This is a genomic window from Streptomyces stoeckheimensis (assembly GCF_045822005.1).
Taxonomy (GTDB): Bacteria; Actinomycetota; Actinomycetes; order Streptomycetales; family Streptomycetaceae; genus Streptomyces; species Streptomyces stoeckheimensis.
On the sequence record NZ_CP169550.1, the window covers coordinates 7,660,779 to 7,687,243 of the forward strand.

At 68.1% G+C, this 26,465-nt stretch carries 24 protein-coding genes; 16 read left to right on the forward strand and 8 right to left on the reverse strand.

All coding sequences use genetic code 11. From position 1 onward, the window contains the following. Window positions 1-4 precede the first annotated feature (4 nt). Genes ACE1OC_RS34800 through ACE1OC_RS34845 form a run of 10 tightly spaced genes read left to right on the forward strand, consistent with a single transcriptional unit; the run spans window position 5 to window position 12,309 of the window. Window positions 5-844, forward strand: coding sequence for a class I SAM-dependent methyltransferase (locus tag ACE1OC_RS34800; RefSeq protein ID WP_407840316.1), 840 nt, complete (start codon window positions 5-7; stop codon window positions 842-844). Continuing rightward, on the forward strand, window positions 841-1,887 hold the full coding sequence (locus tag ACE1OC_RS34805; protein ID WP_407840317.1) for a methyltransferase domain-containing protein: 1,047 nt from the start codon (window positions 841-843) through the stop codon (window positions 1,885-1,887). The genes ACE1OC_RS34800 and ACE1OC_RS34805 overlap by 4 nt, the downstream gene beginning before the upstream one ends. A gap of 42 nt (window positions 1,888-1,929) precedes the next feature. Next, a complete protein-coding gene (locus tag ACE1OC_RS34810; RefSeq protein WP_407840318.1) occupies window positions 1,930-2,823 on the forward strand; it encodes a diiron oxygenase in 894 nt (297 codons plus the stop codon). 34 nt (window positions 2,824-2,857) lie between these two features. Then, the gene (locus ACE1OC_RS34815; protein ID WP_407840319.1) at window positions 2,858-3,721 is read left to right on the forward strand and encodes a hypothetical protein; all 864 of its coding nucleotides are present in this window, start codon (window positions 2,858-2,860) and stop codon (window positions 3,719-3,721) included. A gap of 58 nt (window positions 3,722-3,779) precedes the next feature. Continuing rightward, on the forward strand, window positions 3,780-4,502 hold the full coding sequence (locus ACE1OC_RS34820) for a 4'-phosphopantetheinyl transferase superfamily protein (RefSeq protein WP_407840320.1): 723 nt from the start codon (window positions 3,780-3,782) through the stop codon (window positions 4,500-4,502). After that, window positions 4,499-5,713, forward strand: a complete 1,215-nt coding sequence (metK, locus tag ACE1OC_RS34825; protein ID WP_266903816.1) for a methionine adenosyltransferase — start codon at window positions 4,499-4,501, stop codon at window positions 5,711-5,713. The genes ACE1OC_RS34820 and metK overlap by 4 nt, the downstream gene beginning before the upstream one ends. Window position 5,714: 1 nt before the next feature. Beyond that, window positions 5,715-6,698 (forward strand): carbohydrate kinase family protein, encoded by a 984-nt coding sequence (locus ACE1OC_RS34830; protein WP_407840321.1) that lies wholly within the window; start codon window positions 5,715-5,717, stop codon window positions 6,696-6,698. Beyond that, window positions 6,695-10,174, forward strand: a complete 3,480-nt coding sequence (gene metH / locus ACE1OC_RS34835) for a methionine synthase (protein WP_407840322.1) — start codon at window positions 6,695-6,697, stop codon at window positions 10,172-10,174. The genes ACE1OC_RS34830 and metH overlap by 4 nt, the downstream gene beginning before the upstream one ends. A gap of 57 nt (window positions 10,175-10,231) precedes the next feature. Then, window positions 10,232-11,638, forward strand: a complete 1,407-nt coding sequence (gene ahcY, locus ACE1OC_RS34840) for an adenosylhomocysteinase (protein WP_407840323.1) — start codon at window positions 10,232-10,234, stop codon at window positions 11,636-11,638. A gap of 5 nt (window positions 11,639-11,643) precedes the next feature. Next, complete coding sequence (locus ACE1OC_RS34845; RefSeq protein ID WP_407840324.1) at window positions 11,644-12,309, forward strand: maleylpyruvate isomerase family mycothiol-dependent enzyme; 666 nt, start codon at window positions 11,644-11,646, stop codon at window positions 12,307-12,309. Window positions 12,310-12,357: 48 nt separating this feature from the next. Here the strand turns inward: ACE1OC_RS34845 and ACE1OC_RS34850 are convergent, their stop codons facing one another. Next, window positions 12,358-13,101 (reverse strand): PIG-L deacetylase family protein, encoded by a 744-nt coding sequence (locus ACE1OC_RS34850; RefSeq protein ID WP_407840325.1) that lies wholly within the window; start codon window positions 13,099-13,101, stop codon window positions 12,358-12,360. Window positions 13,102-13,245: 144 nt separating this feature from the next. Between ACE1OC_RS34850 and asnB the strand changes: the two genes are divergently transcribed. From asnB to ACE1OC_RS34880, 6 genes are all read left to right on the forward strand, one after another. Further along, window positions 13,246-15,045, forward strand: coding sequence for an asparagine synthase (glutamine-hydrolyzing) (gene asnB / locus ACE1OC_RS34855; protein WP_407840326.1), 1,800 nt, complete (start codon window positions 13,246-13,248; stop codon window positions 15,043-15,045). A gap of 357 nt (window positions 15,046-15,402) precedes the next feature. Beyond that, window positions 15,403-15,969: a PrpF domain-containing protein gene (locus ACE1OC_RS34860; RefSeq protein WP_407840327.1), complete on the forward strand. Its 567-nt coding sequence runs from the start codon at window positions 15,403-15,405 to the stop codon at window positions 15,967-15,969. Between the two features lie 130 nt (window positions 15,970-16,099). Beyond that, window positions 16,100-16,837: an SDR family oxidoreductase gene (locus ACE1OC_RS34865; protein ID WP_407840328.1), complete on the forward strand. Its 738-nt coding sequence runs from the start codon at window positions 16,100-16,102 to the stop codon at window positions 16,835-16,837. A 31-nt stretch (window positions 16,838-16,868) separates the two neighbouring features. After that, window positions 16,869-18,446 (forward strand): class I tRNA ligase family protein, encoded by a 1,578-nt coding sequence (locus ACE1OC_RS34870; protein ID WP_407840329.1) that lies wholly within the window; start codon window positions 16,869-16,871, stop codon window positions 18,444-18,446. A 145-nt stretch (window positions 18,447-18,591) separates the two neighbouring features. After that, window positions 18,592-19,890, forward strand: coding sequence for a D-inositol-3-phosphate glycosyltransferase (mshA, locus tag ACE1OC_RS34875; protein ID WP_407841778.1), 1,299 nt, complete (start codon window positions 18,592-18,594; stop codon window positions 19,888-19,890). Between the two features lie 229 nt (window positions 19,891-20,119). Then, window positions 20,120-20,446, forward strand: coding sequence for a hypothetical protein (locus ACE1OC_RS34880; protein ID WP_407840330.1), 327 nt, complete (start codon window positions 20,120-20,122; stop codon window positions 20,444-20,446). Between the two features lie 117 nt (window positions 20,447-20,563). Here the strand turns inward: ACE1OC_RS34880 and ACE1OC_RS34885 are convergent, their stop codons facing one another. The 7 genes from ACE1OC_RS34885 to ACE1OC_RS34915 all read right to left on the reverse strand — a co-directional run bounded on the left by ACE1OC_RS34885 (window position 20,564) and on the right by ACE1OC_RS34915 (window position 26,310). After that, window positions 20,564-21,616 carry a helix-turn-helix transcriptional regulator gene (locus ACE1OC_RS34885; protein WP_407840331.1) on the reverse strand — a complete coding sequence of 351 codons (1,053 nt, stop codon included), beginning with the start codon at window positions 21,614-21,616 and terminating at the stop codon, window positions 20,564-20,566. A 93-nt stretch (window positions 21,617-21,709) separates the two neighbouring features. Further along, window positions 21,710-22,711: a helix-turn-helix transcriptional regulator gene (locus tag ACE1OC_RS34890; RefSeq protein WP_407840332.1), complete on the reverse strand. Its 1,002-nt coding sequence runs from the start codon at window positions 22,709-22,711 to the stop codon at window positions 21,710-21,712. Window positions 22,712-22,765: 54 nt separating this feature from the next. Then, complete coding sequence (locus ACE1OC_RS34895) at window positions 22,766-23,203, reverse strand: Fur family transcriptional regulator (protein WP_407840333.1); 438 nt, start codon at window positions 23,201-23,203, stop codon at window positions 22,766-22,768. Window positions 23,204-23,321: 118 nt separating this feature from the next. Then, window positions 23,322-24,179, reverse strand: a complete 858-nt coding sequence (locus ACE1OC_RS34900) for a class I SAM-dependent methyltransferase (RefSeq protein WP_407840334.1) — start codon at window positions 24,177-24,179, stop codon at window positions 23,322-23,324. Between the two features lie 222 nt (window positions 24,180-24,401). Further along, window positions 24,402-24,815 carry a GNAT family N-acetyltransferase gene (locus ACE1OC_RS34905; protein WP_327304083.1) on the reverse strand — a complete coding sequence of 138 codons (414 nt, stop codon included), beginning with the start codon at window positions 24,813-24,815 and terminating at the stop codon, window positions 24,402-24,404. A 197-nt stretch (window positions 24,816-25,012) separates the two neighbouring features. Further along, complete coding sequence (locus ACE1OC_RS34910) at window positions 25,013-25,924, reverse strand: M56 family metallopeptidase (protein ID WP_407840335.1); 912 nt, start codon at window positions 25,922-25,924, stop codon at window positions 25,013-25,015. Then, on the reverse strand, window positions 25,921-26,310 hold the full coding sequence (locus ACE1OC_RS34915; protein ID WP_407840336.1) for a BlaI/MecI/CopY family transcriptional regulator: 390 nt from the start codon (window positions 26,308-26,310) through the stop codon (window positions 25,921-25,923). The genes ACE1OC_RS34910 and ACE1OC_RS34915 overlap by 4 nt, the downstream gene beginning before the upstream one ends. Between the last annotated feature and the right edge of the window lie 155 nt (window positions 26,311-26,465).

The following is a 26,465-nucleotide window of genomic DNA, read 5'->3' on the forward strand; positions in this document are numbered from 1 at the left end:
TCCTGTGGAGGCCGTATCCCGCACCGCCCAGTGGACCGCCGCAGCGCGAGCCCTGGAGACCGAACGCGAGGACCGGCTGTTCGCCGATCCCTATGCGCGCACCGTCGCCGACACGATCGGCTTCGAACTTCTGGAGCGCTACGCCGGGGCGGGCACCGTGCCGTTCCTCGCCATCCGCACCACCTACCTGGACCGGGCGATCGTCCGGGCCGTCGAGGAACACGGCATCCGCCAGGTCGTGTTCCTCGCTGCGGGCATGGACACCCGCTTCTACCGGCTCCCGTGGCCCGACGGCGTGACCGTCTACGAGCTGGATCGCCCCGCGCTCCTGGAGGCGAAGGCGCAGATGCTCGCCGATGAACCCGCCCCCACCGGACGCACCCGCGTCACCGTGCCGGTGGACCTCACGCAGGACTGGACCGGTCCGCTCAAGGAGGCCGGTTGGCGCAGTGACGAGCCGGTGTTGTGGGTGGTCGAGGGGCTCCTCTTCTTCCTCCCTGAGAGCGCCGTGCGCAACCTGATCTCGACGCTGGCCGCCCACTCCGTGCCCGGCTCGGTGCTGCTCGGAGACGTCATCAGCCGGGCCGCGCTGGACAACCCGCTCTCCCGCCCCTTCCTCAAGTGTCTGAAGGAAGACGGCAACCCGTGGCTGTTCGGCACGGAGACCCCCGAGCAACTCCTCGTCGACTGCGGCTGGGACGTGCGCGAGGTGCGACAGCCGGGAGAACCGGGAGCCGACTTCGACCGCTGGCCGTACCCGGTTCCGGCTCGCAGCGTTCCGGGCGTTCCCCGTTCCTTCCTGTTCACGTGTGACCTTCCGACCTCCGAGGCGGCGGCGGCATGAGCGGCACGCACGAGTTCCACCAACGGGTCATCAGCGATGCCGGAGCCGCCGTACGGGGGCTCACCGTCGCCCTCGGCGAACGGCTCGGCCTGTACCGCGCGCTGGCCGAGGCCGGCCCCCTCACCGCGGCCGGGCTCGCCGAGCGCACCGGCATCGCCAAGCGGTACGCGGAGGAATGGCTGCACGCACAGCTGAGCGCCGGGTACGTCGAGCGCCACCCGAGCGCCGATACGTACACGCTCCCCGCCGACCACGTGGCCGTACTGGCCGACCCGAAAGCCGTCACGTTCGCCGCGGGCTTCTTCACCGCCCTCAAGGCGCTGTACGCCACCGAAGACCTGCTCGTCGACGCGTACCGTTCCGGCGACGGCGTCGGCTGGGCGGAACACGACCCGGCACTGGACACCGGGATGGGCAGCTTCTTCCAGCCCACCTACGAGCATCGGCTCGTCCCCGACTGGCTGCCCGCCCTGCACGGGGTCACCGGCAAGTTGGCGGCCGGGGGAACGGTCGCCGACGTCGGGTGCGGCGTGGGGCACACCACGCTGCTCATCGCGAAGGCGTTCCCCCAGGCGACCGTGCACGGCTTCGATTACTCCGAGGAAGCCATCTCCATCGCCCGGCAGCTCGCCGAGGAGGCCGGACTCTCCGACCGCGTCGTCTTCGACGTCGCCTCGGCCGACGACTACCCCGGCTCCGGCTACGACCTGGTCACCTTCTTCAACGCCCTGCACGACATGGGAGACCCGGTCGCCGCCGCGCAGCACGTACACAAGTCCCTGGACGGAGACGGGACGTGGATGCTCGTTGAGTCGAACGTCTCGCCCGCGGACATCGACACGCAGACGCCCGCCGCCCGGATGTTCATGGCGCTGTCGGCCGTGATGTGCCTGCCCGTGGCCGTCGCCCAGCGCGGCCCTCACGCGCTCGGCAACCACTCCGGCGAGAAGGCGTTCCGCGCCATCGCGGAGGAGGCCGGCTTCACCCGCTGGCGGCGTGCGACAGAGACCCCGGTCAACGCCGTCTACGAAGTCCGGCCCTGAGCCTTCGCTCGCCGCAACCCACCACACACCGAGGGAGTCTCCATGGGCGTCGCCGCCCCCCTGCCCGTCACTGATCGCTTCCTGGAAGTCCTGGAACGGCTGAGCTCGCGCTCCATCGAGGAGTACTACAACCCCTACCAGCAGTTCGACTGGCCCGAGAAGCTCGAAGAGGGCCAGCTGTGGATGACCCCCGAGCTGCTCACCGTCTACGGCACGCCCTTCTACGAGGAGCTCGGCGAGGAGACCATTCACCGCCTTTCCAAGTGGGAGAGCATCAACTTCTACAGCCTCAACGTGCACGGCATCCGTGAGCTGCTCATCGAGGTGGTCGGCCGGATCCACATGCCCGGCTTCGAAGTCCCCTCCGACTTCTTCCACCACTTCATCGGCGAAGAGAACGAACACATGTGGTTCTTCGCCGAGTTCTGCCGCAGGTACGGCGACAAGATCTACGGCTCGACCGCCATGCGCGCCGACTCCGCGTGGGAGCCGGAGGTGGAGAACTTCCTGGTCTTCGCCCGGATCCTGTTCTTCGAGGAGCTCGTCGACCACTACAACATGCGGATGGCGCAGGACGAGTCCCTGTGTCACACCATCCGCGAGGTCAACCGCATCCACCACCAGGACGAGTCCCGGCACATCGCCTTCGGGCGCGAGCTGGTCTCCCTGCTGTTCAAGCGGATGAAGGACACCGTCTCCGCCCAGCGGCTCGCCGAAGTGGAGGCGTACCTCAAGCGGTACGTCGTCTACAGCGTCAACTCCCTGTACAACCCGCACGTGTACCGCGACGCCGGCATCGCCGACCCGCTGGCACTGCGCAATGCGCTGGTCGCCGACGAGGGACGTCGTCCGTACGAGCGCAAGGCCATCCGCAAGCCGCTCGGCTTCTTCCTGAAGTCCGGGATCTTCACCGACGACGTACTGCCCGTCGTCTGAACGAGCCTTACGCCGTCCGAGAGGTGACTCCATCATGACCGTGACAACCACCCCTGCGAGTGTCGGGGAATCGAGGGGCCTGCCGTCCCTCGGTCCCGAGGGGACCGCCCTGCTGCGGCTCCTCGACGACACCTTCGAGAGCTGGGGCGTGAGCGCGGGCGCCCGCCCGATGACCATGCCCCCGCTGCTGCCGGCCGCCGACCTGGCCCGCCTCGACTACTACGACAACTTCCCTCACCAGGCCGTCGTCGCCGCCCCGCTCGACCTGTCCGCACGGGAGACCAACGAGTTCTGTACGGACAGCGGTTGCTTCCCCTGTACCGCCCTCCGGCCGGCAGCGCTCGGACTCCCCTCGGCGTCCTGCTACGCCGTGTACATCGACCACCAGGGCCGCCAGGTCGCGGACGACATGCTGGTCACCGTCGTCGGCTGGTGCTTCCGTCAGGAGGAGTACTACGAGGGCCTCCGTCGGCAGCTCGGCTTCCGCATGCGGGAGGTGGTGGCCATCGGGACCCGCGAGCACGCCGAGTCCCACCTCGCTTCCTTTACCGCGCGCATCCAGGCCTTCGCCGAGGCACTGGACCTGCCGCTCCGCAAGGAGGCCGCCTGCGACCCGTTCTTCGACAAGGGGAGCTCAAAGGCGGTGCTTCAGCGACTCACCCCGGTCAAGCACGAGTTCCTGTACGAGGACCTGGCGATCGCCTCGGTCAACACCCACCGCAACTTCTTCGGAGACCGCTGCGAGATCACGCTGGAGTCGAGCGGCAGCCCGGCCTTCACCAGCTGCGCCGCGTTCGGCCTCGAACGCTGGCTGTCCGCGCTGACCAGGCGCCACGGCAGCTGGGAGGCGGCGACCGAGGCCGTCCTGCGCGCGAACGCGGCCGGGCCGGCGATCTGACGTGCCGACCCGACCCGTCGCCCCGCCGGCGGGCGGCCTGGGCTGGGCGAATCTAGGCATGGACATCGTGTCCGTCACCCGTGTCCGCCGACTGCTCGCCGAGTACGGCGAGGACTTCTTCGAGCGGATGCTCACCCCAGGCGAACTCGCCGACTGCGGAACCGCCTCCGGGCTCGACGTACTGAGTCTGTGCGGCCGGATAGCGGCCAAGGAGGCAGCCTTCAAGACCCTCCGCGTCCGGGGCAAATTCCTCCCCTGGCTCGACATCGTCGTTCGGCGTTCCGAAGGGGGCTGGCCCCTCGTCGAGCTCCGCCGGGGCGCGGCCGAGATGGCCGCGGAGTCCGGCATCGCCGAGATCACCGTGTCCATCAGCCATGACGTGGACTACGCGGTAGCCGTGGCCGCCCCGGTGCTCCATGCCGGCTCGGCGGGCTACCCCCTCACGCCGAGCCTTCCGGATCCAGCCGGTGCCCTCTGCGTCGCCCGCGCAACCAACACCTCATCCATACAAAGCACTTCAAGGAGAACAACCATGTCCGACGGTCTGCAGCAGGTGAAGAACTGGCTCCTCGCCCGTCACACGGAGCGTGACGACATCGCCTCCGACCTGGACCTCATCGAGAACCGGCTCATCGACTCGCTGTCCTTCGTGGAGTTCGTCTTCCTGCTGGAGCAGCAAAGCGGTCGGTCCATCCAGATGGAGGCCCTGGAAGTGGACGAGATCCGCACCCTCGCCGCCATCGAGTCGCACTTCTTCCCGGTCGAGGTGGGGCAGGCATGAGCAAGCGGCTGTTCACGTCAGAGTCGGTGACCGAGGGGCATCCCGACAAGATCGCCGACCGGATCAGTGACACGATCCTCGACGCGCTGCTCCGTGAGGACCCCACCTCGCGGGTGGCTGTGGAGACCCTGATCACCACCGGCCTGGTCCACATAGCCGGCGAGGTGACGACCAAGGCCTATGCGCCCATAGCCGCCCTCGTTCGTGAGGCCATTCTCGACATCGGCTACGACTCCTCGAAGAAGGGCTTCGACGGTGCCTCCTGCGGGGTGTCGGTGTCCATCGGGGCGCAGTCACCCGACATCGCCCAGGGCGTCGACACCGCATTCGAGAAGCGTGTTGGAGGCGCGGGGCCGAGTGACGAGCTCGACAAGCAGGGAGCGGGCGACCAGGGCCTGATGTTCGGCTACGCCTGTGACGAGACTCCCGAGCTGATGCCGCTGCCGATCCACATCGCGCACCGGCTCTCGCGTCGGCTGTCCGAGGTCCGCAAGGATGGGGTCATCCCGTACCTGCGTCCCGACGGCAAGACGCAGGTCACCATCGAGTACGACGGTGATCAGGCGGTGCGCCTGGACACGGTGGTGGTCTCCTCCCAGCACGCAGCTGATGTCGACCTCGACGCACTGCTGGCCCCGGACATCCGTGAGTTCGTCGTGGAGTACGTGCTGAACCAGCTGGTCGAGGACGGCATCAAGCTGGAGACCGAGGGTTACCGCCTGCTGGTGAACCCGACCGGGCGCTTCGAGATCGGCGGTCCGATGGGCGACGCCGGTCTGACCGGCCGCAAGATCATCATCGACACCTACGGCGGCATGGCCCGTCACGGTGGCGGGGCCTTCTCGGGCAAGGACCCGTCCAAGGTCGACCGCAGCGCCGCGTACGCGATGCGCTGGGTGGCGAAGAACGTGGTCGCAGCCGGTTTGGCCTCGCGCTGCGAGGTCCAGGTCGCGTACGCCATCGGCAAGGCCGAGCCCGTCGGCCTCTTCGTCGAGACCTTCGGCACGGGGACGCTGCCGGACGAGCGCATCCAGGAAGCCGTGTCGAGTGTCTTCGACCTTCGGCCGGCCGCGATCATCCGCGATCTGGACCTGCTGCGCCCGATCTACGCCCAGACCGCCGCCTACGGCCACTTCGGCCGTGAGCTGCCGGACTTCACCTGGGAACGCACCGACCGCGTGGACGCCCTGCGCCGGGCCGTTGGGGTCTGACATGCGCATCGTTGTGACGGGATCCATCGCGACCGACCATCTGATGACCTTTCCCGGCCGGTTCGCCGAGCAGCTGCTCGCGGACCGGTTGGACCGGATATCCCTGTCGTTCCTCGCCGACAACCTGGAATTCCGACGCGGCGGAGTAGCGGCCAACATCGCGTTCGGTCTGGGAACGCTGGGATTGCGGCCTGTCCTGGTGGGCTCTGTGGGTCGAGACTTCGATCCGTACCGGGTGTGGCTCAAGGAGCACGGTGTCGACACCGACTCCGTTCGGGTCAGCGAGACGTGCCAGACCGCGCGTTTCGTCTGCACCACCGACCGGGACCAGAACCAGATCGCGACGTTCTACGAGGGGGCCATGGTAGAGGCCCGCGAGATCGACCTGAGCGACGTCGTTGCACGGGCCGGTCGCCCCGACTTGGTGCTGATCTCGCCCGACGACCCCGAGGCCATGCTCCGCCATACGCGGACCTGCCGTGAGCTGGGCATCCCCTTCGCCGCGGACCCGTCCCAGCAGCTGGCGCGACTGGAGCGGCCGCAGGTTCGGGAGCTGGTGGACGGTGCGAGCCGGCTGTTCACCAACGAGTACGAAGCAGCCTTGCTGTGCGAGAAGTCCGGGCTCACCGAGGAGCAGGTCCTGCGGCGGGTCGGCTCCTGGGTGACCACCCACGGCGAGGGTGGCGTACGAATCCAAACTGCGGGCACCACGCCGCTGACCGTGCACGCGGTCGAGGTCGAGGAAGTCGTCGACCCCACCGGTGTCGGCGACGCGTTCCGAGCCGGGTTCCTCGCCGCAACGGCGTGGGGTGTGTCCGAGCGGAGCGCGGCTCAGCTGGGCTGTGCGGTCGCTGCGACCGTCCTCGCATCCGTGGGTACGCAGGAGTACCGGTTGTCCGGCGAATCGTTGCTCTCCCTGCTCGGCATGGGGTACGGCTGCCGGTACGAGACGGAGCTGACCGCACACCTCCGGGAGTTGGCATGAGACGGTCTCTGAGGGAGGAGCTGGCGCAGCGGGTCGTGGTGGCCGACGGGGCGATGGGAACGATGCTCCAGGCCGCCGATCCGACGCTCGACGACTTCATGGGTCTCGAGGGCTGCAACGAGATCCTCAATGTCACCCGGCCCGACATCGTCCGGTCGGTCCATGACGAGTACTACGCGGTGGGTGTGGACTGCGTCGAGACCAACACCTTCGGGGCCAACCTCTCCGCACTCGCCGAGTACGGTGTGGAGGGCCGGGTCTATGACCTGTCCGAGGCCGGAGCGCGCATCGCCCGCGAAGCCGCGGATGCGTTCACGGCGAAAGATGGACGGCCCCGCTGGGTCCTGGGCTCCATGGGCCCCGGCACCAAGCTGCCCACGCTCAAGCATGTGGCGTACGAGCCCTTACGCGAGGCGTACCAGGAGAACGCCGAGGGTCTGGTCCGAGGCGGTGCGGACGCGCTGTTGGTCGAAACCTCACAGGACCTCCTCCAGGCGAAGGCGGCCGTCATCGGCGCCCGCCGGGCGCTGGAGTGGTGCGGAATGGGCGACCTGCCTCTCATCGTGCAGGTGACGGTTGAGGCGACCGGCACGATGTTGCTGGGTTCGGAGATCGGCGCCGCGCTCACGGCCTTGGAGCCGTTGGGTATTGACATGATCGGCCTGAACTGCGCCACCGGCCCCGCCGAGATGAGCGAGCACCTGCGCTACCTCGCGCGCAACTCCCGCATTCCCCTCTCCTGCATGCCCAACGCCGGCCTGCCCGTCCTCGGCAAGAACGGCGCGCACTACCCGCTGTCCGCGAGCGAGCTCGCCGACGCCCAGGAGACCTTCGTCCGCGAGTACGGCCTCTCCCTGGTCGGCGGCTGCTGCGGCACCACCCCCGAGCACCTGCGCCAGGTCGTCGAGCGGGTCCGCGGCCTGAACCCGGCCGTCCGCGACCCCCGCCCCGAGCCCGGCGCCTCCTCGCTCTACCAGACCGTCCCCTTCCGCCAGGACGTCTCGTACATGGCGATCGGTGAGCGTACGAACGCGAACGGGTCGAAGAAGTTCCGTGAGGCCATGCTCGAGGCCCGTTGGGACGACTGTGTGGAGATGGTCCGCGACCAGATCCGCGAGGGCGCGCACATGCTCGACCTGTGCGTGGACTACGTCGGCCGTGACGGCGTCGCCGACATGCGGGAGCTCGCCGGCCGCTTCGCGACCGCCTCCACCCTGCCCATCGTCCTGGATTCCACGGAGGTTCCCGTCCTCCAGGCGGGCCTGGAGAAGCTCGGCGGCCGCGCCGTCATCAACTCGGTGAACTACGAGGACGGCGACGGGCCGGAGTCGCGATTCGCCCAGGTCACGAAGATGGCGGTCGAGCACGGTGCCGCGCTGATCGCGTTGACCATCGACGAGGAGGGCCAGGCCCGCACCGTCGAGCACAAGGTCGCGATCGCGGAGCGGTTGATCGCGGATCTGACGGAGAACTGGGGGATCCGCGAGTCGGACATCCTCATCGACACGTTGACGTTCACCATCTGCACCGGGCAGGAGGAGTCCCGCAAGGACGGCATCGCGACGATCGAGTCGATCCGCGAGCTCAAGCGCCGCCACCCGGAGGTCCAGACGACCCTGGGACTGTCGAACATATCCTTCGGCCTCAACCCGGCCGCCCGCATCGTCCTCAACTCGGTCTTCCTCGACGAATGCGTCAAAGCCGGCCTCGACTCCGCGATCGTCCACGCCAGCAAGATCCTGCCGATCGCCCGCCTGGACGAGGAACAGGTCAAGGTCGCCCTCGACCTGATCCATGACCGGCGGGCGGAGGGTTACGACCCGCTGCAGAAGCTGATGGCCCTGTTCGAGGGCGTGAATACGAAGTCGATGAAGGACGGGCGGGCGCAGGAGCTGCTGGCGCTGCCGTTGGACGAGCGCCTGCAGCGCCGGATCATCGACGGTGAGAAGAACGGTCTGGAGGCGGACCTCGACGAGGCCCTGGAGACGCGGCCGGCGCTGGAGATCGTCAACGACACCCTCCTGGAGGGCATGAAGGTCGTCGGTGAGCTGTTCGGTTCCGGCCAGATGCAGCTGCCCTTCGTCCTGCAGTCCGCCGAGGTCATGAAGACCGCGGTGGCTCATCTGGAGCCGCACATGGAGAAGAGCGACGACGAGGGCAAGGGCACCATCGTCCTGGCCACTGTCCGTGGCGACGTCCATGACATCGGCAAGAACCTCGTCGACATCATTTTGACCAACAACGGCTACAACGTGGTCAACATCGGCATCAAGCAGCCGGTCTCCGCGATCCTGGAAGCCGCGCAGGAACACAAGGCCGACGTCATCGGCATGTCCGGTCTGCTGGTCAAGTCCACGGTGATCATGAAGGAGAACCTGGAGGAGCTCAACCAGCGCAAGCTGGCGGCCGACTACCCGGTCATCCTCGGCGGCGCCGCCCTCACCCGCGCCTACGTCGAACAGGACCTCCACGAAATCTACGAGGGCGAGGTCCGCTACGCCCGCGACGCCTTCGAAGGCCTGCGCCTCATGGACGCCCTCATGGGAGTCAAACGCGGCGTCCCCGGAGCGAGCCTGCCCCCGCTCAAGCAGCGCCGGGTGAAGTCCGCGGCCACCACCGCGCTCATGGCGCCCGGGCCCGAAGCCCCCTCCCGCTCCGACGTGACCACCGACAACGCCGTGCCCACCCCGCCGTTCTGGGGCAGCCGCGTCGTCAAGGGCATCCCGCTCAAGGACTACGCCTCCTGGCTCGACGAAGACGCCCTCTTCAAGGGCCAGTGGGGCCTCAAGCAGGCCCGCGGCGGACCTTCGTACGAGGAGTTGGTGGAGAGCGAGGGCCGGCCCCGGCTGCGCGGTCTGCTCGACCGCCTCCAGACGGAGAACCTGCTGGAAGCCGCCGTGGTCCACGGCTACTACCCGTGCGTCTCCAAGGGCGACGACCTGATCATCCTCGACGACGTGGGCGCGGAACTGACCCGCTTCTCCTTTCCCCGGCAGCCCCGCGGAAGGTTCCTGTGCCTGTCGGACTTCTTCAAGTCCGAGGAGTCCGGCGAGGTCGACTTGATCTGCCTGCAGATCGTCACCGTCGGATCGAGGATCGGCGAGGCCACGGCCAAGCTGTTCGAGTCCGATTCCTACCGCGACTACCTGGAGCTCCACGGCCTCTCCGTGCAGCTGGCGGAGGCCCTCGCCGAGTACTGGCACGCGCGGGTACGCGCCGAGCTGGGCATCACGGGACAGGACCCGCGCTCGCTCGACGGGATGCTGCGCACCGAGTACCAGGGCTGCCGCTACTCCTTTGGCTATCCAGCCTGTCCCGATCTGGAGGATCGCGCCAAGATCGCCGAGCTCCTGAAGCCCGAGCGGATCGGCGTCCACCTCTCCGAGGAGTTCCAGCTCCACCCGGAGCAGTCCACCGACGCCATCGTTGTCCACCATCCCGAGGCCAGCTACTTCAATGCCGGGGGCCGCCGGTGAACCACGTACCGGCCCCCGCGGCCCATTGCACCGACCGAAGTACAAGGAGCGTTCTTCATGCCTGCTGAATTCACCGATTTCAAGGTCGCAGACCTTTCCCTCGCCGCCTTCGGGCGCAAGGAGATCACCCTCGCCGAGCACGAGATGCCCGGCCTGATGTCCATCCGCCGAGAGTACGCGGCCACCCAGCCGCTGGCCGGGGCCCGGATCACCGGCTCCCTGCACATGACGGTGCAGACGGCCGTGCTCATCGAGACGCTCGTCGCCCTGGGCGCGGACGTCCGCTGGGTCTCGTGCAACATCTTCTCCACCCAGGACCACGCGGCGGCCGCCGTAGCCGCCGCCGGCATCCCGGTCTTCGCATGGAAGGGCGAGACGCTGGAGGAGTACTGGTGGTGCACCGAGCAGGCGCTGACCTGGCCCGACGCCGCCGGTCCCAACATGATCCTGGACGACGGCGGTGACGCCACCCTGTTGGTTCACAAGGGCGTCGAGTACGAGAAAGCCGGAAGCATCCCCGACCCCTCGACCGCCGAAAACGACGAGTTGCGCGTCGTCCTGGAACTGCTGCACCGCACGTCCCTGAAGTGGACCGAGCTGGCCTCGGAGATCCGTGGCGTCACGGAGGAGACCACGACGGGCGTCCACCGCCTCTACGAGATGCAGCAGGCCGGCGCACTGCTGTTCCCGGCGATCAACGTGAACGATGCCGTGACGAAGTCGAAGTTCGACAACAAGTACGGCTGCCGCCACTCGCTGATCGACGGCATCAACCGCGCCACGGACGTCCTGATCGGCGGCAAGGTCGCGGTCGTCTGCGGCTACGGCGACGTCGGCAAGGGTTCCGCGGAGTCCCTGCGCGGCCAGGGTGCCCGCGTGATCGTCACCGAGATCGACCCCATCTGCGCCCTGCAGGCCGCGATGGACGGCTACCAGGTCGCCACGCTCGACGACGTGGTCGAGATCGCCGACATCTTCATCACGACGACCGGCAACAAGGACATCATCATGGCCGCCGACATGGCCAAGATGAAGCACCAGGCCATCGTGGGCAACATCGGTCACTTCGACAACGAGATCGACATGGCTGGTCTCGCGAAGATCGAGGGCATCGTCAAGGACGAGGTCAAGCCGCAGGTCCACACCTGGAAGTTCCCCGACGGCAAGGTCCTCATCGTCCTGTCCGAAGGCCGCCTCCTGAACCTGGGCAACGCCACCGGTCACCCGTCCTTCGTGATGTCGAACTCCTTCGCGGACCAGACCCTGGCCCAGATCGAGCTCTACACCAAGCCGGCCGAGTACCCCACCGACGTCTACGTGCTGCCCAAGCACCTCGACGAGAAGGTGGCCCGCCTCCACCTCGACGCGCTGGGCGTGAAGCTGACGACGCTGCGTCCCGAGCAGGCCGCGTACATCGGCGTGGACGTCAACGGCCCTTACAAGCCCGACCACTACCGCTACTGATCCGCATGACAGTTCTCGACGAGATACGTGACCCTTGGCTTCCGGACCGGCTATTGCGAACCGAACGCGACGCGTTGATGCCGCTGTTGCGTCGAACCCCCCCGGAGGCATACGAGCTACGTACGGCCTGCCCTGGCTGGACGGCCCGGCAGGTGCTCGCCCACTGCGCGGCGGCCCTGGTGCGGATTGTCGAAGGACGGTTGGAAGAGGGCGTGTTCCTGCCCGAGGCCAATGCGGCGGACGTCGCCGAACGCGAAGACTGGCCGTTGGCCCGGATCCTTGACGAGTTGGAGAGGGGCTTCACCGAGGCCGGCCCGGAGATCGCGGCGGGCGACGGCACGCTGGACGCGGTGGCGCTGGGGGAGTGGGTCCATGCCGGCGATGTCCGTGACGCGTTCGGGGAGCCGGGCGCTTATAGCGGGGACAGTCTGACACTTGCCCTGCCTCTTCTCCGCATCGCGAGCCGCAAGCGGGAGACACCTCGGCTGGTAGCGCAACTCAATGGCTTGGAAGGTCACTTGGTTCTGGGCAACGAGATTCAGGGGCGGCCCGCGGCGCGCTTCCACGGCGACACGGCGACGCTGATTCGCCTCTACTCGGGCCGTCCGCTGGTCGCGACCCGCTACGAACTCACGGATGCGACAGAACAAGAACTGCTCATCTACCGCTGACGAGCCCGAGCCGGTCCGTCCGTCAAGGCAGGAGGACGGGCCGGGGCCTCATTCGATCTTCACGACCTGGAAGGCTTCTGCCATCCGTCCCGCCGGCAGTCCCGCTGCTCTTGCGTGTTCACCCAACCAGTCCCGAAGTAGCCCCGACAGGTCGTCGAAATGGGCCGTCTGTGAGGTGTGGATCCGCAGAGCCTCGACCTTGCGTTCGAAGACGGGGGTCACGTCGATGTACTGGTTCGGCGTGGGGCCGGTCATCAGCCACAGTTCTGGCACGATCCAGGGCTCCAGTCCTTCCTCCTTGAGGAGGGAGGGATGCGCGAAGGGATTGCGGGCCTCGGGGTAGATCGCACGTAGGGCGGCGTCGCCGACTGCGCGATGGTCCGGGTGAAGGTCGGGTACTCGGGCCCAGTTGATCTCCGGGCTGGGGATGACGGCGCGCTGCGGGCGAACCTGTCGGATCACCCGGCACAGGTCGCGGCGCAGCTCGACGCTCGGCTCGACGAAGCTGTCGGGGTAGCCGAGGAAGCGGACGTCCTCGACGCCGCTCCGCTTGGCCGAGTGCACCTGTTCGGCTCGCCGGAGGTCTCCCATTGCTTGGCGGGGGAGCTGCTCGTCGTATCCGCCGGCCCCGCCGTCGGTGACGATGCAGTATGTGACCCGCGTCGTGCCCTGGGCGATCCACCGCATGACCGTGCCGCTGACGCAGAACTCGATGTCGTCCGGGTGTGCGGCCACCACTAGCAGGGATTCCGGGGCGCTGCGGTCTGTTAGATCGGTCGCGAAGTGCTCCATGGACTCAGCCTGTTGGGCCTGGTGGCGGCTTGCAAGGCAACTCGTCTGGCGTACTTGTGACATGACACTTCTACGCCAGTCAAAAATTTGGTAGCTTCAAATAAATGGTCCAATCGCATGTACGTGGAATCCGGAGGCACCGGCATGTGCAGGATTTTCGGCTCCTTCTCGGCCGGCGCGGCGCGACCCGACCCGGGCGAGCTCGCCGCGGTCTCCGCCCGTCAGCGGCACGGTGGTCCCGACGAACACGACGTGCTCAGCGGGGCGGGCTGGTCACTCGGGTGCGACCGGCTCGCCGTGACCGACCTCCGTGGCGGTCGACAGCCCTACCGGCTGCCCCACTTGCCCGGGATCATCGCCGTACTCAACGGCGAGATCTACAACCACCGCATCCTCCGTCGCGAGCTAGCGGCGCGCGGCCACCGCTTCCCCGACACGTGCGACGGCACCCTGCTGCCCGCGCTCTACGCCGAGTACGGGCCGGCCTTCGCCGAGCGGCTCGATGGGATGTTCGCCGTGGCCGTCCTCGACCTGCGGGCGAGCCCCCTGCTCGTCTTGGCCGTCGACCCCATGGGGATGAAACCCATTCACTACCACCGGGGCACGGACGGCTCCTTCCGCTTCGCCTCCGAGATCCCGGCACTCCTGGCCTTCGAAGGGGTACGGATCACTCCTCGCGCTGACACCCTCGACACGGTCCTGGCGACACGGACATCCTTCTCCACGCAGACTGCCCTGGAAGGCATCAGTGTCATGCCCCCGGGTGCGACCGCTGTCGTCAGCCCCGGGCAGGAACCGGCCGTACGGCGGCGGCCCATGCAGCCGGCGACGCCCTCAGAGGCCGACTTCGCCACCGAGGACGTGTTGCGCCGCGAAGTGCGGCGCCTCGCCCGAGCCGATGTGCCGGTCTGTGCCCTCACGAGCGGCGGTCTCGACTCCGGCCTGGTGACCGCGCTGGCGGCAGAGTACGCGCGTGAGACCGGCGCGCCGTCCCTGCACACCTTCCATCTCACCTACCAGGGCAAATGGCCGGGCTCGGAGCACATCCATGCCCGCGCCGTCGCCCGGCAGGCCCGGACCGTCCACCACGAAGTGGCGCTGGATCCCGGGGAGCTGGGGTCACTGCTCACCCGCGCCACTCGGCATCTGGGGCAGCCGAATGCCGACCCCATCGCCCTGAGCACGTACGCCCTCTTCCGGGCCGTACGAGAGGCCGGGTTCACTGTCGCCCTCACCGGGGACGGCGCCGACGAGCTGTTCGGTGGGTATTCCCGGATGCGGGAGGCCCTGGAGGCCCCCGCGGGTGGTGACTGGGCCACCTCGTACGCCGACGCGCTGTCCGCGGCACCCAGGATGCTCCGCGAATACCTCTACACCCCCACGTACCGGGCCTACATCGCCGAGGAAGGTTCGGCTGCCGACCGCATAGTGCGGGAGCTTCGCTCCGCGCGCACGGATCGGCTCACCGCGATCACTTCGTTCGAGACCCGCTGGCGGCTGCCCGCCTACCACCTTCGCCGAGTCGACCACCTGAGCATGGCGTGGGCGGTCGAGGCCCGGATGCCGTTCTGTCAGCCCTCCGTCGCCGCGCACGCCCGCGGACTCTCCTCAGCTGCCCGACGTGGGAAGGCCGCGTTGTACGGGGCCGGGCGCGAGCTCCTGCCCGCCACCGTGCTGAACCGGCCCAAGCAGCCCTTTACTCTGCCTGTGACCGCGATGCTCAGCCCCGGTAGTGCCCTCCTCGAGCCCGTGCGGGAGCTCTTGTCTCCGGAGCGGCTGGTGCGGGGTGGCCAGGTCCGGCCCGACCGGGTGCAGCGCCTGCTCGCCCGGCAGCTGGAACGGCCTTCGGACCAGGACGCGCTCGCCCTGTGGGCGCTGGCCACCCACGAACTGTGGACCGAGGTCGTACGGGGGATGGCCATCCCGGTCGGATGCGCTGCGTGAACGGAGCGATCGTCCAGTGATCGCGACAGTGGTGAGGGCTGCGGGGGCCCCCGGCCCCACCCTGGTCGTGGAGCAGTCCGAACTGCCCCTCGGCGCGCTGGCGTTACGGGCAGAGCTCCGCGCCCTTCGGGAGAGTTTGGAGGGGTCCCGCTACGACCGCCTTGTCAAGATCGCCCTCTACGGGCCCTCGGGCGCTCCCGGCACGGACTTGGACTATCGCTTCGTCCAGGCCATGCCGGACGGCAGTTTCGATTTCCGTACCGGGTGCGGTCACTCCCTGCTTGCCTGTGTGGCCGCCGCCGGGCCGTCTGGCGCCGTCACCGTGCGGGCCCTCACGACCGGGACGAGGTCGTGTGTGTGTCGGAACAGCCTGGGGGAGGGGCTGCGGACACTTACACGCTTCACTTCATGCGGGCGCCGGACGCGCCGGGCGTGCTGCCCACGGGCCGCCCCCTCGACTGGCTCGACGGCGTTCCTCTTTCCCTGGTGAGGTACGGAAACCCGTATGTCTTCGTGGACGCCCGCGACCTGGGGATCCGCAGCCGCGACCAGCTCTTCGCTGCCGGGGAGACGGTACTGCGCCGACTTCTGGTCCTGCGAGCTCTCGCCGCCAAGGTGCTGGGACACCCGCCCCACTCCGCCCTGCCCAAGATCGCTGCTGTCGATTACTCCGCGGCCACCCCCGCTGTGCGTGCCGTGACCGTCGGCGGTTGGCATCCCTCGCTCGCGCTCACCGGTGCTACTGCCTTCGCCGTGGCGGCCTCGCTTTGCGGTACGGTCGTGCGCCCGTTCGGCGGAGTGGTCGACACACCCGGCGGCCCGGTCACTGTCTCCTCCACGCCCAACCGGGTCAGCGTGCACCACAAGCGCGCGACCGTCCTTCGGCGGCTCGAGCTGCCGTGGCGTATCCACGCAACGGCGTGAATGCGCAACCCTTCTGGGGGCTCCCCGCTTCCCGTCTCTGTCACGCTGATGTGGAGCCCCCGTCCGGATTACCGGACGGGCGTCGTGAATTCGACCGCATTCGAATCCCAGCGGGGAGACCGAGCGAAGAATGAAATTCGAAAATCTGCGTGTTGTCGTCACGGGTGCCTCGCGCCATTTCGGCCGGGCGCTCGCCATTGGATTCGCCCATTTGGGAGCCGAGGTCTACGTCTCGGCTCGGACCGTGGAGTTGGCCGAGCGAACCCGTGCCGAGGTCATGGGATCTGCACGCGACCGCATCCATGCCTTCGGCTGCGACCTCAGCCGACCGGCGGAGATCAGGGAGTTCGCCCGCCAGGTCGGCGAACACACCGATCGGGTCGACCTGCTGGTCAACAACGGTGCCCGATGGCTGGACGCCGTCGACCTGGAGGACGCGTCGGACGACGCGATCGTGGAGACCATCGAGTCCACGGCCGGCGGCACGGTACTGATGGTCAAACACTTCCTGCCGCTTCTGAGGTCGTCCCAGCGCCCCGACATCGTCAACATGGTCGCAGTACGGGACGCCGGCGGATCCTCCGCGGCGGCGGCGCACGAGGCGTTCTGGACGGCCAAGAGCGCACAGGCCGGGTTCGCCGAAATCCTTTCACAGCGACTGAGGCCTTCCGGTGTCCGGGTGTTCTCCCTGTATCCCCCCGACTTCTCCACTTCCGACCCGCGATTCGCCGAGTGGGACGGAATCAAGACGGACGACGCGATGCGCGACGAGAAACTCACCACCCAGGCCCTCTTCGAATGCATCGTCTACGCCGTTGAGCAGCCGCGTGACTGTTTCATCCGCTCCTTCCATTTCGAGCCTCGCTGAGCACTTCGCACCACAGCGTCAAGGAGGTCCCATGAGCACCCCTTTCTGGATCACCGCGACCCCGCCCGCCACGCACGGTGAACTCCACATCGGTCACCTTGCGGGACCGTACGTCGCGGCCGATGTTCTGTCCCGCTACCTGCGCGCCGAGGGCGAACCGGTGCTGTTCAGCACCGGCACCGCTGACCACAGCAGCTCCGTACACGTACGCGCACTGCGGGCGGGTCGCAAGCCGGAGGAGGTCTCCGAGGGCTACCGGGCTGCGATCACCGCGGACTGGCTGCGCTCGGGCATCGAGTTCGATCGCGTCGTGCGCCCGCGTCAGGACCGGGGATACGGTCGCTGGGTGGCGGACCTCTTCCAGCGGCTGCACGCGGAAGGCGTCATCGCCGCGCGTACGAGGCTGCTGCCGTACTGCGAGCCGTGTGACCGTTGGCTGTACGGCGCGCACGTCACGGGGTCCTGCCCGCACTGCGCAGCCGTCAGCGACGGCGGGATGTGCCACGAGTGCGCCCGCCCCAATGACGGTGGGGACCTCGTGGAGCCCCACTGCGCCGTGTGTGCCACCCCGGCAGTGCCCCGGCGCTGCCGCCGCCTCTACATCCCACTGGAACCCTTCCGCGAAACACTCGCCGACTACTGGGCCGCCACCGGCCTGCCGCCCCGCCTCGCCGCACTGTGCGAATCGCTGGTCGAGGACGGTCTGCCGGACATCGCCGTTTCCCATCCTGCGGAGTGGGGGCTGAGCGTTCCGGTGGACGGTTTCCCCGACCACCGGATCGACGGCTGCTTCGAGGCAGCCGCGATGCATCTCTTCGGCTACGGCGACGACCGGCCGCTGCCTGAACGCACCATCCACTTCTGCGGGTTCGGCCATGCCTTCTGCCACGCCGTCTTGCTGCCGGTCATTCTCCTGTCCCAGGGCATCAAGCTTCCGCAGGAATTCTGTGTGAACGAGTCGTTCGTCATCGAGGACAAGGCCATCGTCTCCGGCTCCGATCACAAGGTGTGGGCGCTGGACCTCCTTACCGAGTACGGGTCCGACACGCTCCGCCGCCACGTCCTGCAGGCTCGCCCGCTGGGCCGGCGAACGGTGTTCCATGCCGACCGGCTCGATGCTGCCCGAAAGGAGTTGGACGAGAACTGGAACAGCTGGTTGTCCCGGCTGTTCGCGGCGGTCAGGGCAGAGAGTGCGGGCTTGGCTCCCGCGGCGTTGCCCGGTGGCACAGGCTGGGAGGTCTTGGGGCAGCGACTGCTGAGGGCGGTGGAGGATCTGCGCGAGGCGTACGGTCCTGACACCTTCGATCCCCGCAGGGCGGTCGCCCTGCTCGATGAAATCGTCCGCTTGGTGTCCGACTTCGGCCACGTCAACGCCCACGAGACATGCCGCCCCACGGCGGACTGCCGTCACCTTCCGGCCCTGTCCGCCCAACTGGCGGTGGCTTCCGCACTGAGCGCCTGGGCCCGGCCGGTGATGCCGGAGGGCGCGGACCGTCTGGCGGCGGCGCTCAAGGCGGCGCCCGGGCGCCCCGTGTCCGATGCGGCACTCGTCCCGCTCCCGCCCGGCAGTCGGCTGGCGCCACCGTCGGGTCCGATCTTCGGCTTCTGAACGGGCGGCCCCGGCAGGCCCCCTGACGCAAGACGGTAAACGGCAAGATCCCCCCTTCGCCGCGTGGCGCGCCGGCCGGCCACGCGGCGGGCGCAGGGCACGTGGCCCGTTCCCATAGGAGCTCTACGTGTCCCTGCGCGTCGCCATGCTCAGTGTCCACACCTCGCCGCTCCACCAGCCCGGCACCGGGGACGCGGGCGGCATGAACGTCTACATGGTTCAGCTCTCCCGCGCTCTCGCCGAGCAAGGCATTGAAGTAGACCTCTTCACCCGCTGTCGCGGTGAGGGCCGGCCGCCCCAGGTCGAAATCGCCCCGGGTGTACGGGTCCGCCATCTGCACGCGGGGCCACGCGCCGCCCTCCCCAAGGAGGACATGCCGGGTCTGGTGGTGCCGTTCTCGCTGGCGCTGATGAAGGAGAGGCGGCGCTACGATCTGGTCCACTCCCACTACTGGCTCTCCGGCCAGGCCGGCCGCATCGCCGCCGCCGGTTGGGGGATACCGCTTGTACACACCGCACACACCCTCGCCCTGGTGAAGAACGCCGCCCTCGCCGCCGGCGACACCCCCGAGCCCGAACTGCGGATCCGGGGCGAGCAGCAAGTCACGGCCTCTGCGGACAGGCTGATCGCCAATACGGCAGACGAAGCAGGGGCGTTGCGGGGTCTTTACGGGGCGTCGGCACCTCGTGTCGACGTGGTCCGACCGGGCGTGGATCTGGACACCTTCCGCCCCGGTGACGGGCGGGCAGCGGCGCGGGCGCGACTCGGGTTGCCCACCGGGGCCTTCATCCCCGTGTACGCGGGACGAATCCAGCCGCTCAAAGGGCCCGATGTCCTCGTGAGAGCGGTCGCCGAGCTCCTGAAGACCGACCCTGCGCTGCGCAGCCGTCTTCTTGTCCCGGTGGTCGGCGGACACTCGGGCGCCGGACCGGTCGGCGGACCCTGTGACCTGGCGCGTGAGCTGGGGGTGGCGGACGTACTCCGGTACTTCCCGCCCGTGGCGCAGGCGGAGCTGGCGGACTGGTACCGGGCGGCGGACGTCCTCGTGGTGCCCTCGCGCAGCGAGTCCTTCGGGCTGGTCGCGCTGGAAGCGCAGGCGTGCGGAACCCCCGTACTGGCGGCGGCCGTCGGCGGACTGCCGACGGCCGTGTGGGATGGGGTGACCGGCGTGCTGGTGCCCGGCCACGATCCGGTGGACTACGCCCGCCGCCTGCGGTGGTTCGCGCAGCACCCCGAGGCCGTCGTGAGCATGGGCGGGGCCGCGGTGCGCCATGCGCGGGCGATGAGCTGGCAGGCCGCGGCCACGCGGACGCTGGAGGTGTACCGGCGCGCACTGTGTGTGCAGCAGCCTGCCGGAACGCAAATGAGGCAGGAGCGACGGCACGCTCCTGCCTCTCCGGCGCTTCCCTCCTGGAGGGTCGAGAAGGCCGGAATACCAGCCTAGCATTTCTTTTGGTCTGACCAAAGAACTGGAACTGTAACGCCTGTATGAACTCTCGCGGGATCGTGGCGTGTTGACGTCCCTTGTCTCATCCACGCCATGGCGTTACCACGCATGGAGGAATGCTGGATTCAGCCTTGGGGTGCGACAAGAATAGAGATGTCTTCAAGGGGAGCCCGGCGGCACGGGGCCTACGAAGGCGGAAATCACATTCCACATTCCTGGAGGAATCATGTCTGCTGGGCACATCATCGGAATTCGCAAAACGGCCGGCCAGTTCGCCCTCGCGGTCCTGCTCTGTACAGCGGTCGCCGGCGGAGCGGCGGTCGCCGTATCCCCGTCGGCGACCGCTTCGCAGCGCTCGGTGGCCGAGGGTTCCGACCCTGCTGCCCCGTCCCCGTCCCCGAGCCCGTCGAACGGAAACGGCTGGGACTACGCCAAGCCGGCCCCGGCGTCGGCGGACGGTGCCGACACCCCGGTGCCGTCTCCGACTCCGTCGAACGGAAACGGCTGGGATTCCGCCAAGCCGGCCCCGGCCCCGGTGGCTCCGGGCAATTGACGCAGACCAAGCGCGCCCCGTGTTCGCCGCTCCAGGCGAACACGGGGCTTTTCGGTCTTGTGGCCCGAAGTGGTGCGTCAGTATTTCGCCACTGTGCAGGTCGGAATCGGGCAGGAATCAGTCGAGCCAGCCGAGCCGATAGGCGCGTACGCCAGCCTCGAAGCGGCTCGACGCACCGAGCTCCTGCATCACCTCGGACAGCATGCGACTCACTGTCCTCAACGAGACTCCCAGACTTCGGGCGATCTTTTCGTCCTTCATGCCCGAAGCCAGCATTTTGAGAGCGGCCCTCTGCTGTTCGGACAGGCCGTCCCCGCCGCGTTCGGCAGCGACGTCGTCGCCGTACGGAGTCGCCGTGTGCCAACAGTGCTCGTATAGCGCCAGATATGAGCGGACGAGCGCGGGTCCGCGAGCCAGGATCGCGCCGGCGGAGCGGTCCTCGCGGTGGACGGGGAGAACGGCGAACTGCTGATCCGCGATGATCATGTTCATGGGGACCGCGGGGGACAGCCGGATCTCGACGCCCACCTCTACCCGGCGGCGCAGCATCTCGGCTGCCTCCGGGGATGCGGTGATGCGTTGGTGGTAGATGGCGCGGATGCGCACGCCGTTCTCGATCTGCCTCAAATCCCGGCTGAGTACGCGGTCCGCGACCTCTCGCACAAGGGCGGTTACGTGCATGGACGCGAGGTTGTGCTGGATGACATCCGTGATGTCCTCCAGAGCCTGCTGGATCCTCCGGTAGTCACTGAGGAGCTCTACCTCGACTCCGGAGCCGTTCAGCGAGCCGGGTCGAAGAAATCTCCCCACTAATGCTTCGAGGGTGCTGTAGGCGCGGTCGGACTCGTCCAGATGCTCCCGGAGACGCTCCCGCTCCTGCTGCAGCATGCGGAGAAGAGCGATCTCGGGGTCGACCACGGCAACCGTATCCGGTCCGGACTCCCAGGTACCCGCCTGGAGATCGGCACGTGTGGCGTGGGTGGTGCTGGTCGGCACGATGAGGCCGAGGGCGATCAGTTCCGCACGTCGCTGTTCGTACTCTTCCGGCGGTAACTTCAGCTCATCGAAGACCTCGTCGAGGTTGGACACCCCGCGCTGGCGGAGTTCCTGGTAAAGCGCGAGAACCCTCTCGGCCGACTGGATACCGCTGCTGCCGTCACCCGTCGACATTGCGAAGTGACCCCCTGATCCTAAGAATGCCCGCCACACCTTGTCACACACCAGGACAAGAACTTCCGGCCCCGAAGTGGCTTGTGGGGCACGTCACACAGGGTCCCCCGGCGTGCTGCTCCTCGCGTCCAGCCAGCCGAGACGGGCCGCCTTGACCCCCGCCTCGAAGCGGCTCGCGGCCCCCAACTCCTGCATGATTTCCGAGAGGAGGCGACTCGCGGTGCGCAGGGACACCCCCAGGTTGCGGGCTACCTCCTCGTCCTTTACGCCTGAGGCGAGCATGTGAAGTGCAGCTACCTGCTGTTCAGAGAGCCCGTCGCCGCCGCGCTCGGCAGGGGAGTCCTCCCCGTGGGGCGTCGCGCAATGCCAGCAGTACTCGTACAGCGCCAGGTACGAGCCGACCAGTGCGGATCCCCGCGTGATGATGGCGCCCGCGGAGAGATCGTGCAGGTCGATGGGTAGGAGGGCGAAATTCTCGTCCGCGAGGAACATGTTCATCGGGACTACGGGGGAAAGTCTTATTTCCACCCCCAGTTCGGCTCGATCTCGCAGGTGTCGCGCCATGTCCGGTACAGAGGCTGCGCGGCGCCCATACATGGCTCGCACCCTTACGCCGCGCGCCAGCTGTCGTCGATCTTCTTCGAGAGTCTGTTCGCTCTCCTCGCGGCCGACCGCTCCTGTATGCATGGTCTGACGGTCGTGTGCCACGGACTCGGAGATTCCGGCTCGCTCCAGGTGGACTCGGCTGAGGTCGGTCACGATCTCGACCCCGATCTCACGCTCGGGTGTGGCGCCGGCCCGCAAGACGGGCCCGGCCAGGATGTCCAGGGTGTCGTGGAAGCGGCCGGTATCTATCAGCCGGTTCTGCAGGCGTTCCCGTTCGGCACGGAGGAGCCCGAGCAGTGCGATGCCCGGTTCGACGGCAGCGCGGCTGTCTCCGGCCCCGTGGTGATCAAGCAGGCCGAGCCCGGAGAGCTCGGCCAGGCAGCGCTCGCGCTCTTCGGTCGAGAATCCGAGGGAGGCTGCGATCTTCTCGACTCCGGACTCCGGGCGCTCACGAAGCTCAAGGTAAAGCGCGAGGGTCTGGTCGCCCACTCGCGGACCGATCCCGTACCTGCTCAGAGTGCAGCACCCCCTCCGGACTCAGGCTCAATCCCCCGCTGTACGGAGGCAGTCGGGGCACAAGCCCTTGAACACTACATCCGCTTCGCCCATCTGCCACTCCTCGAGACCCTCGCCGATAGCTTTCGGCACCTCGGATTCCACGTTCTCCACCCGGCCACAGCGCACGCAGAGCGCATGCTGGTGAGGTGTGCCTGAGATCTCGAAGACGGCCGGCAGTCCGGGGCGGTCGAACTTTGTGGCCAAGCCCGTATCGAGGAAGTGGCGAAGCATCTCGTAGACGGCCTGGCTGGTCAGGGTGCCGAGCCGCTCACGGGCGGTCGCGGTGATGGTCTCGACGTCCATGTGGCCACCCGCTGCCAATACCTTGAGCACCTCCAGGCGGGGCCCTGTGACGCGCAGCCCTACGTCGCGGAGGCGCTGGATCACCGCCTCGCGGCCCGTTGACACCTGCACGCCAGCCACTCCTCCGCCACCTCTGTCAGCAGGTGTCCATCACCTGGTCGGCCCAAAGATTTGAGGGCATCGTACCTCTTGCCTGCCCGACTGGGAGAGGAGTGGGCGGAGTCGGTCCCTGAGGTCGTCAGGCGTGGGCGCGGCAAACGAGGAACACGCTCTCGGTCCGCTCGTCGATGCGGTGGCGTCGCCGGCCCTCGATGCGGAGTCCGGCCGCGTGCAGCTCGTCCGTGAGTCGTTGCGGGTCGATGACCCACTTGTCGGTGGTCAGGACCACCCGCTCGGAACTCGACTTGCCCGTCCGGACCGCGTAGTACGTGATGCGCTCGCTCATGTCCGCCAGGTCGAAGACCTGCCGAGCTACCACCCACTCCTCGATTCCGTCGAAGCGGGGAACTTGGAAAGCCCAAGTGCGGTGGGGATCCTCGGACAGCCCCCGCAGCTGGTGCGCGGTGTAGTCGAGGGCGAGCGCGCCGCCGGGGTCCAGGTGTGATGCGATCTCGCGCAGCAGTTCGGGGCGCACCCGTGGTGATACGGCAGAGACCATCGTCCCGGCGAGCAACGCCAGACGGTACGTGCGCCGCAGGTGCAGCTCCGCGAGGTCGGCCCGGGTGGGGATCACCAACTGCGACACCTGCGGCCCGATCCGCCGGCCCCATGTCTGGAGCCGCTCCAGGCTCGAAGCGTCCCGGTCGACAGCCTCGACGAGGAAGCCGTGCCGGGCGAAGGGGACGGCGAGTCGACCTGCTCCTGAGCCGAGGTCGAGGACCGGGCCGCCAGTGGCTCGAGCCAGCCTCAAATAGCGGACGATGTCGGCGCTGTGGGGGCCGAGCAGTGCGTCGTGCAGCCACACCGAGTCATTGTCGACGGGAGCGGTCGACTCAAGACCGGGCAGGTATTCCGCGGTGGTGCGGATGCTGGTGCCCAGCGTCTCGCACCGTCCCGTGTATTCGGGCGGCAGGACCGACACAAGCGCTGCAGGCACGACGGGCAGGGAAGTGCCGCTCGGTGTGTGCATCGCTCCTCCAGGGGCTCGTCCGGTCCAGCGGTCCCAGCGAGGTTCCGTGCCGCAGGGGCCGCGCCGTTGAGGAAATCCTGTCCTGTGGGGCGGCGACGGACCAGCGGAAAGGGCTGCGTGAACACGCGATGGCGTGGATCTGCCATGGTCTGGAGAGATGCGGGGTGGCGGCGATGACCCAGCGGCAGGTCAGAGCATGCGGCCGAGCCGTAGCGGCGCGACGAGGGCGAAGTCGTGGTGCGTGAAGAACGGCAGCGCAGGGTCCTTGCCGACGGGAAGACTGATTCGCTGGGAGGTGGCGCCGTACGCGACCATCCGTATGGTGACCGCCGCAAGCAGTGCCGTCCCCACGCCCTTGCGGCGCCGGCCGGGAGCGGTGCACAGGGCGTATATCTCACCCTGGGTCGGAACGGCGACGCCGCCTGACGCGACACCTTGGATGTTGCCGTCAGGGTCCGCGGCCACTAGCCAGCCCAGCCAGCCCGGCGCCCCGCCGGGCATTTCGATTTCAGCTCTTAGGCGGGGCAGGGCGCACTGGTCGGAAACCAGCCGCTCGGTGTCGGTCCGTCCGAGGATTTCGCCGTAGCTGTCGCGAATCCCCACGGCGAGAAGTCGAGAAATTGATGTTGCGTCGTTAGATGCTGCCGTCCGGACGTGACCCAGCAGCATATGTCCATACCTCTCGCCGTTCCCGGTCCTGCGCTCGCACGGGCCCACAATAGCGGGGAATTCGAGTGAGGGAAGTCGATGCCAAACTTACGAATTCGCTTAGTAATTAGAGTGGTTGGGAGTAGGGGCTGCTAACCCGGCACCGAACAACAGGCGAGGATCAGCGGAGTGATGGCGCCCGCCGCTGCCGTGACCGCGAACAGCCCACGCAAGACGGGGTGTCCCGAACGGTGTGGAGTGAGGATGCGGCGCATGCGCAGAGCTGCCGAGGGGCCGCTCGCCGCGAATGCCTCGCGCGGTGACCGCCCGACTGCCAGAGTGTAGAGCGCCGTGGCCAGTGTCTCCCGTGAAGCAGCACGCATCGCTTGGTCGTCCGCCGCCATCTCCAGCAGGAGTGGTATGGCCCTTCCGCCGAGCCGGGCCAGCGGCAGTCGGGGGAAGGTGGTCGCGTAGGCCCGGGCCGCCGCGACGAGCAAATGATGACGGCCTGCGATGTGAGCCCGCTCGTGGCAGAGGGCGGCGGCCAGCTGAGGTTCCGTCAGGGTGGTGACCGCCCCGGACGAGACCACCACCTGGCGCGAGCGTCCGGGAAGGCAGTAGACCGCAGGGCGCGGGTCGTCCAAGACGGTCGCGCCGAGCCTGGCGTCGTAGCGGCCGACCAATTGCAGTAGTCCTGCGTGTCGGGACCGGGCCCGACGCGCCCTCAGGACCTCACGCAGGAAGCTGGTGACGGGCAATGCCAGAACGGCGAGAGCGGTAGCCGCTGCGGCGTATTCGAGACCGGTCGCATGCCTCAGCTGGTGAAGGGAGGGGAAGGTCAGGGTCAGGGCCATGTCGACGATCCGGTGGCTGACCCTGCCGGGGAGTAGAAGTTGTGCCGGGATCAGGGCCACCGCGAGCGCGAAGATCAGGCCGGATGCCGTCCATACGGTGAGCGCCAGCCGCGGAACCTGTTGGGCCCAGCGGGCGCGTGCCAGCGTCCAGGGCAACAACGCGCCTGTGGCGAGGGCGAGTCCGAGAGGAGGCAGGACGTGATGGTTCATTGCCCGCTCCGGGGGCCGCCGGCCGGGCGGTCGCGTCGGGCGGCGCGTAGTACGGCGTCCAGCGTTTCCACGTCCTCGTGGGACATGCGTTCCACGAAATGCAAGAGGGCGGCCTCGCGGTTCTGGCTGTCCCCGAGTGCGTCCTGCATGAGACCTGCCGTGTACTCCTCGCGACTGCGGACCGCCTCATAGAGCCACGCGCGACCGGCTTTCCTACGACGCAGCCATCCCTTGCGGTGAAGGATGTCGGCAACCGTCATGACGGTCGTGTAGGCGACCTGGCGCCCCCGGTTTATGTCGTCGACGATCTCGCGGACCGTAGTGGGGCGTTCCCACAGCCACACCCGGTCCATGATCTCGGCTTCCAGCTCTCCCAGCCGGCGCACACGCATCCCCCTCGCCACTTGCCCCTCGCGAGCGGCTCATCGTACGGGCCGCCACCGCAGAACCGACATACCCCAGGCGGGTATTCCGGTGTGATTCGTCGTCAACACCACGGACCGCCCCCGCAGCGTGGTCTTCTTCGCTCGGGGGCGGTCCA

Bases quoted from the DNA above. Each gene is read 5' to 3' on its own strand.
- ACE1OC_RS34805 (WP_407840317.1), top strand. From the start codon at position 841: ATGAGCGGCACGCACGAGTTCCACCAACGGGTCATCAGCGATGCCGGA.
- ACE1OC_RS34810 (WP_407840318.1), top strand. From the start codon at position 1,930: ATGGGCGTCGCCGCCCCCCTGCCCGTCACTGATCGCTTCCTGGAAGTC.
- ACE1OC_RS34815 (WP_407840319.1), top strand. From the start codon at position 2,858: ATGACCGTGACAACCACCCCTGCGAGTGTCGGGGAATCGAGGGGCCTG.
- ACE1OC_RS34820 (WP_407840320.1), top strand. From the start codon at position 3,780: ATGGACATCGTGTCCGTCACCCGTGTCCGCCGACTGCTCGCCGAGTAC.
- metK (WP_266903816.1), top strand. From the start codon at position 4,499: ATGAGCAAGCGGCTGTTCACGTCAGAGTCGGTGACCGAGGGGCATCCC.
- ACE1OC_RS34830 (WP_407840321.1), top strand. From the start codon at position 5,715: ATGCGCATCGTTGTGACGGGATCCATCGCGACCGACCATCTGATGACC.
- metH (WP_407840322.1), top strand. From the start codon at position 6,695: ATGAGACGGTCTCTGAGGGAGGAGCTGGCGCAGCGGGTCGTGGTGGCC.
- ahcY (WP_407840323.1), top strand. From the start codon at position 10,232: ATGCCTGCTGAATTCACCGATTTCAAGGTCGCAGACCTTTCCCTCGCC.
- ACE1OC_RS34845 (WP_407840324.1), top strand. From the start codon at position 11,644: ATGACAGTTCTCGACGAGATACGTGACCCTTGGCTTCCGGACCGGCTA.
- ACE1OC_RS34850 (WP_407840325.1), bottom strand. From the start codon at position 13,101: ATGGAGCACTTCGCGACCGATCTAACAGACCGCAGCGCCCCGGAATCC.
- asnB (WP_407840326.1), top strand. From the start codon at position 13,246: ATGTGCAGGATTTTCGGCTCCTTCTCGGCCGGCGCGGCGCGACCCGAC.
- ACE1OC_RS34865 (WP_407840328.1), top strand. From the start codon at position 16,100: ATGAAATTCGAAAATCTGCGTGTTGTCGTCACGGGTGCCTCGCGCCAT.
- ACE1OC_RS34870 (WP_407840329.1), top strand. From the start codon at position 16,869: ATGAGCACCCCTTTCTGGATCACCGCGACCCCGCCCGCCACGCACGGT.
- mshA (WP_407841778.1), top strand. From the start codon at position 18,592: ATGCTCAGTGTCCACACCTCGCCGCTCCACCAGCCCGGCACCGGGGAC.
- ACE1OC_RS34880 (WP_407840330.1), top strand. From the start codon at position 20,120: ATGTCTGCTGGGCACATCATCGGAATTCGCAAAACGGCCGGCCAGTTC.
- ACE1OC_RS34885 (WP_407840331.1), bottom strand. From the start codon at position 21,616: ATGTCGACGGGTGACGGCAGCAGCGGTATCCAGTCGGCCGAGAGGGTT.
- ACE1OC_RS34910 (WP_407840335.1), bottom strand. From the start codon at position 25,924: ATGAACCATCACGTCCTGCCTCCTCTCGGACTCGCCCTCGCCACAGGC.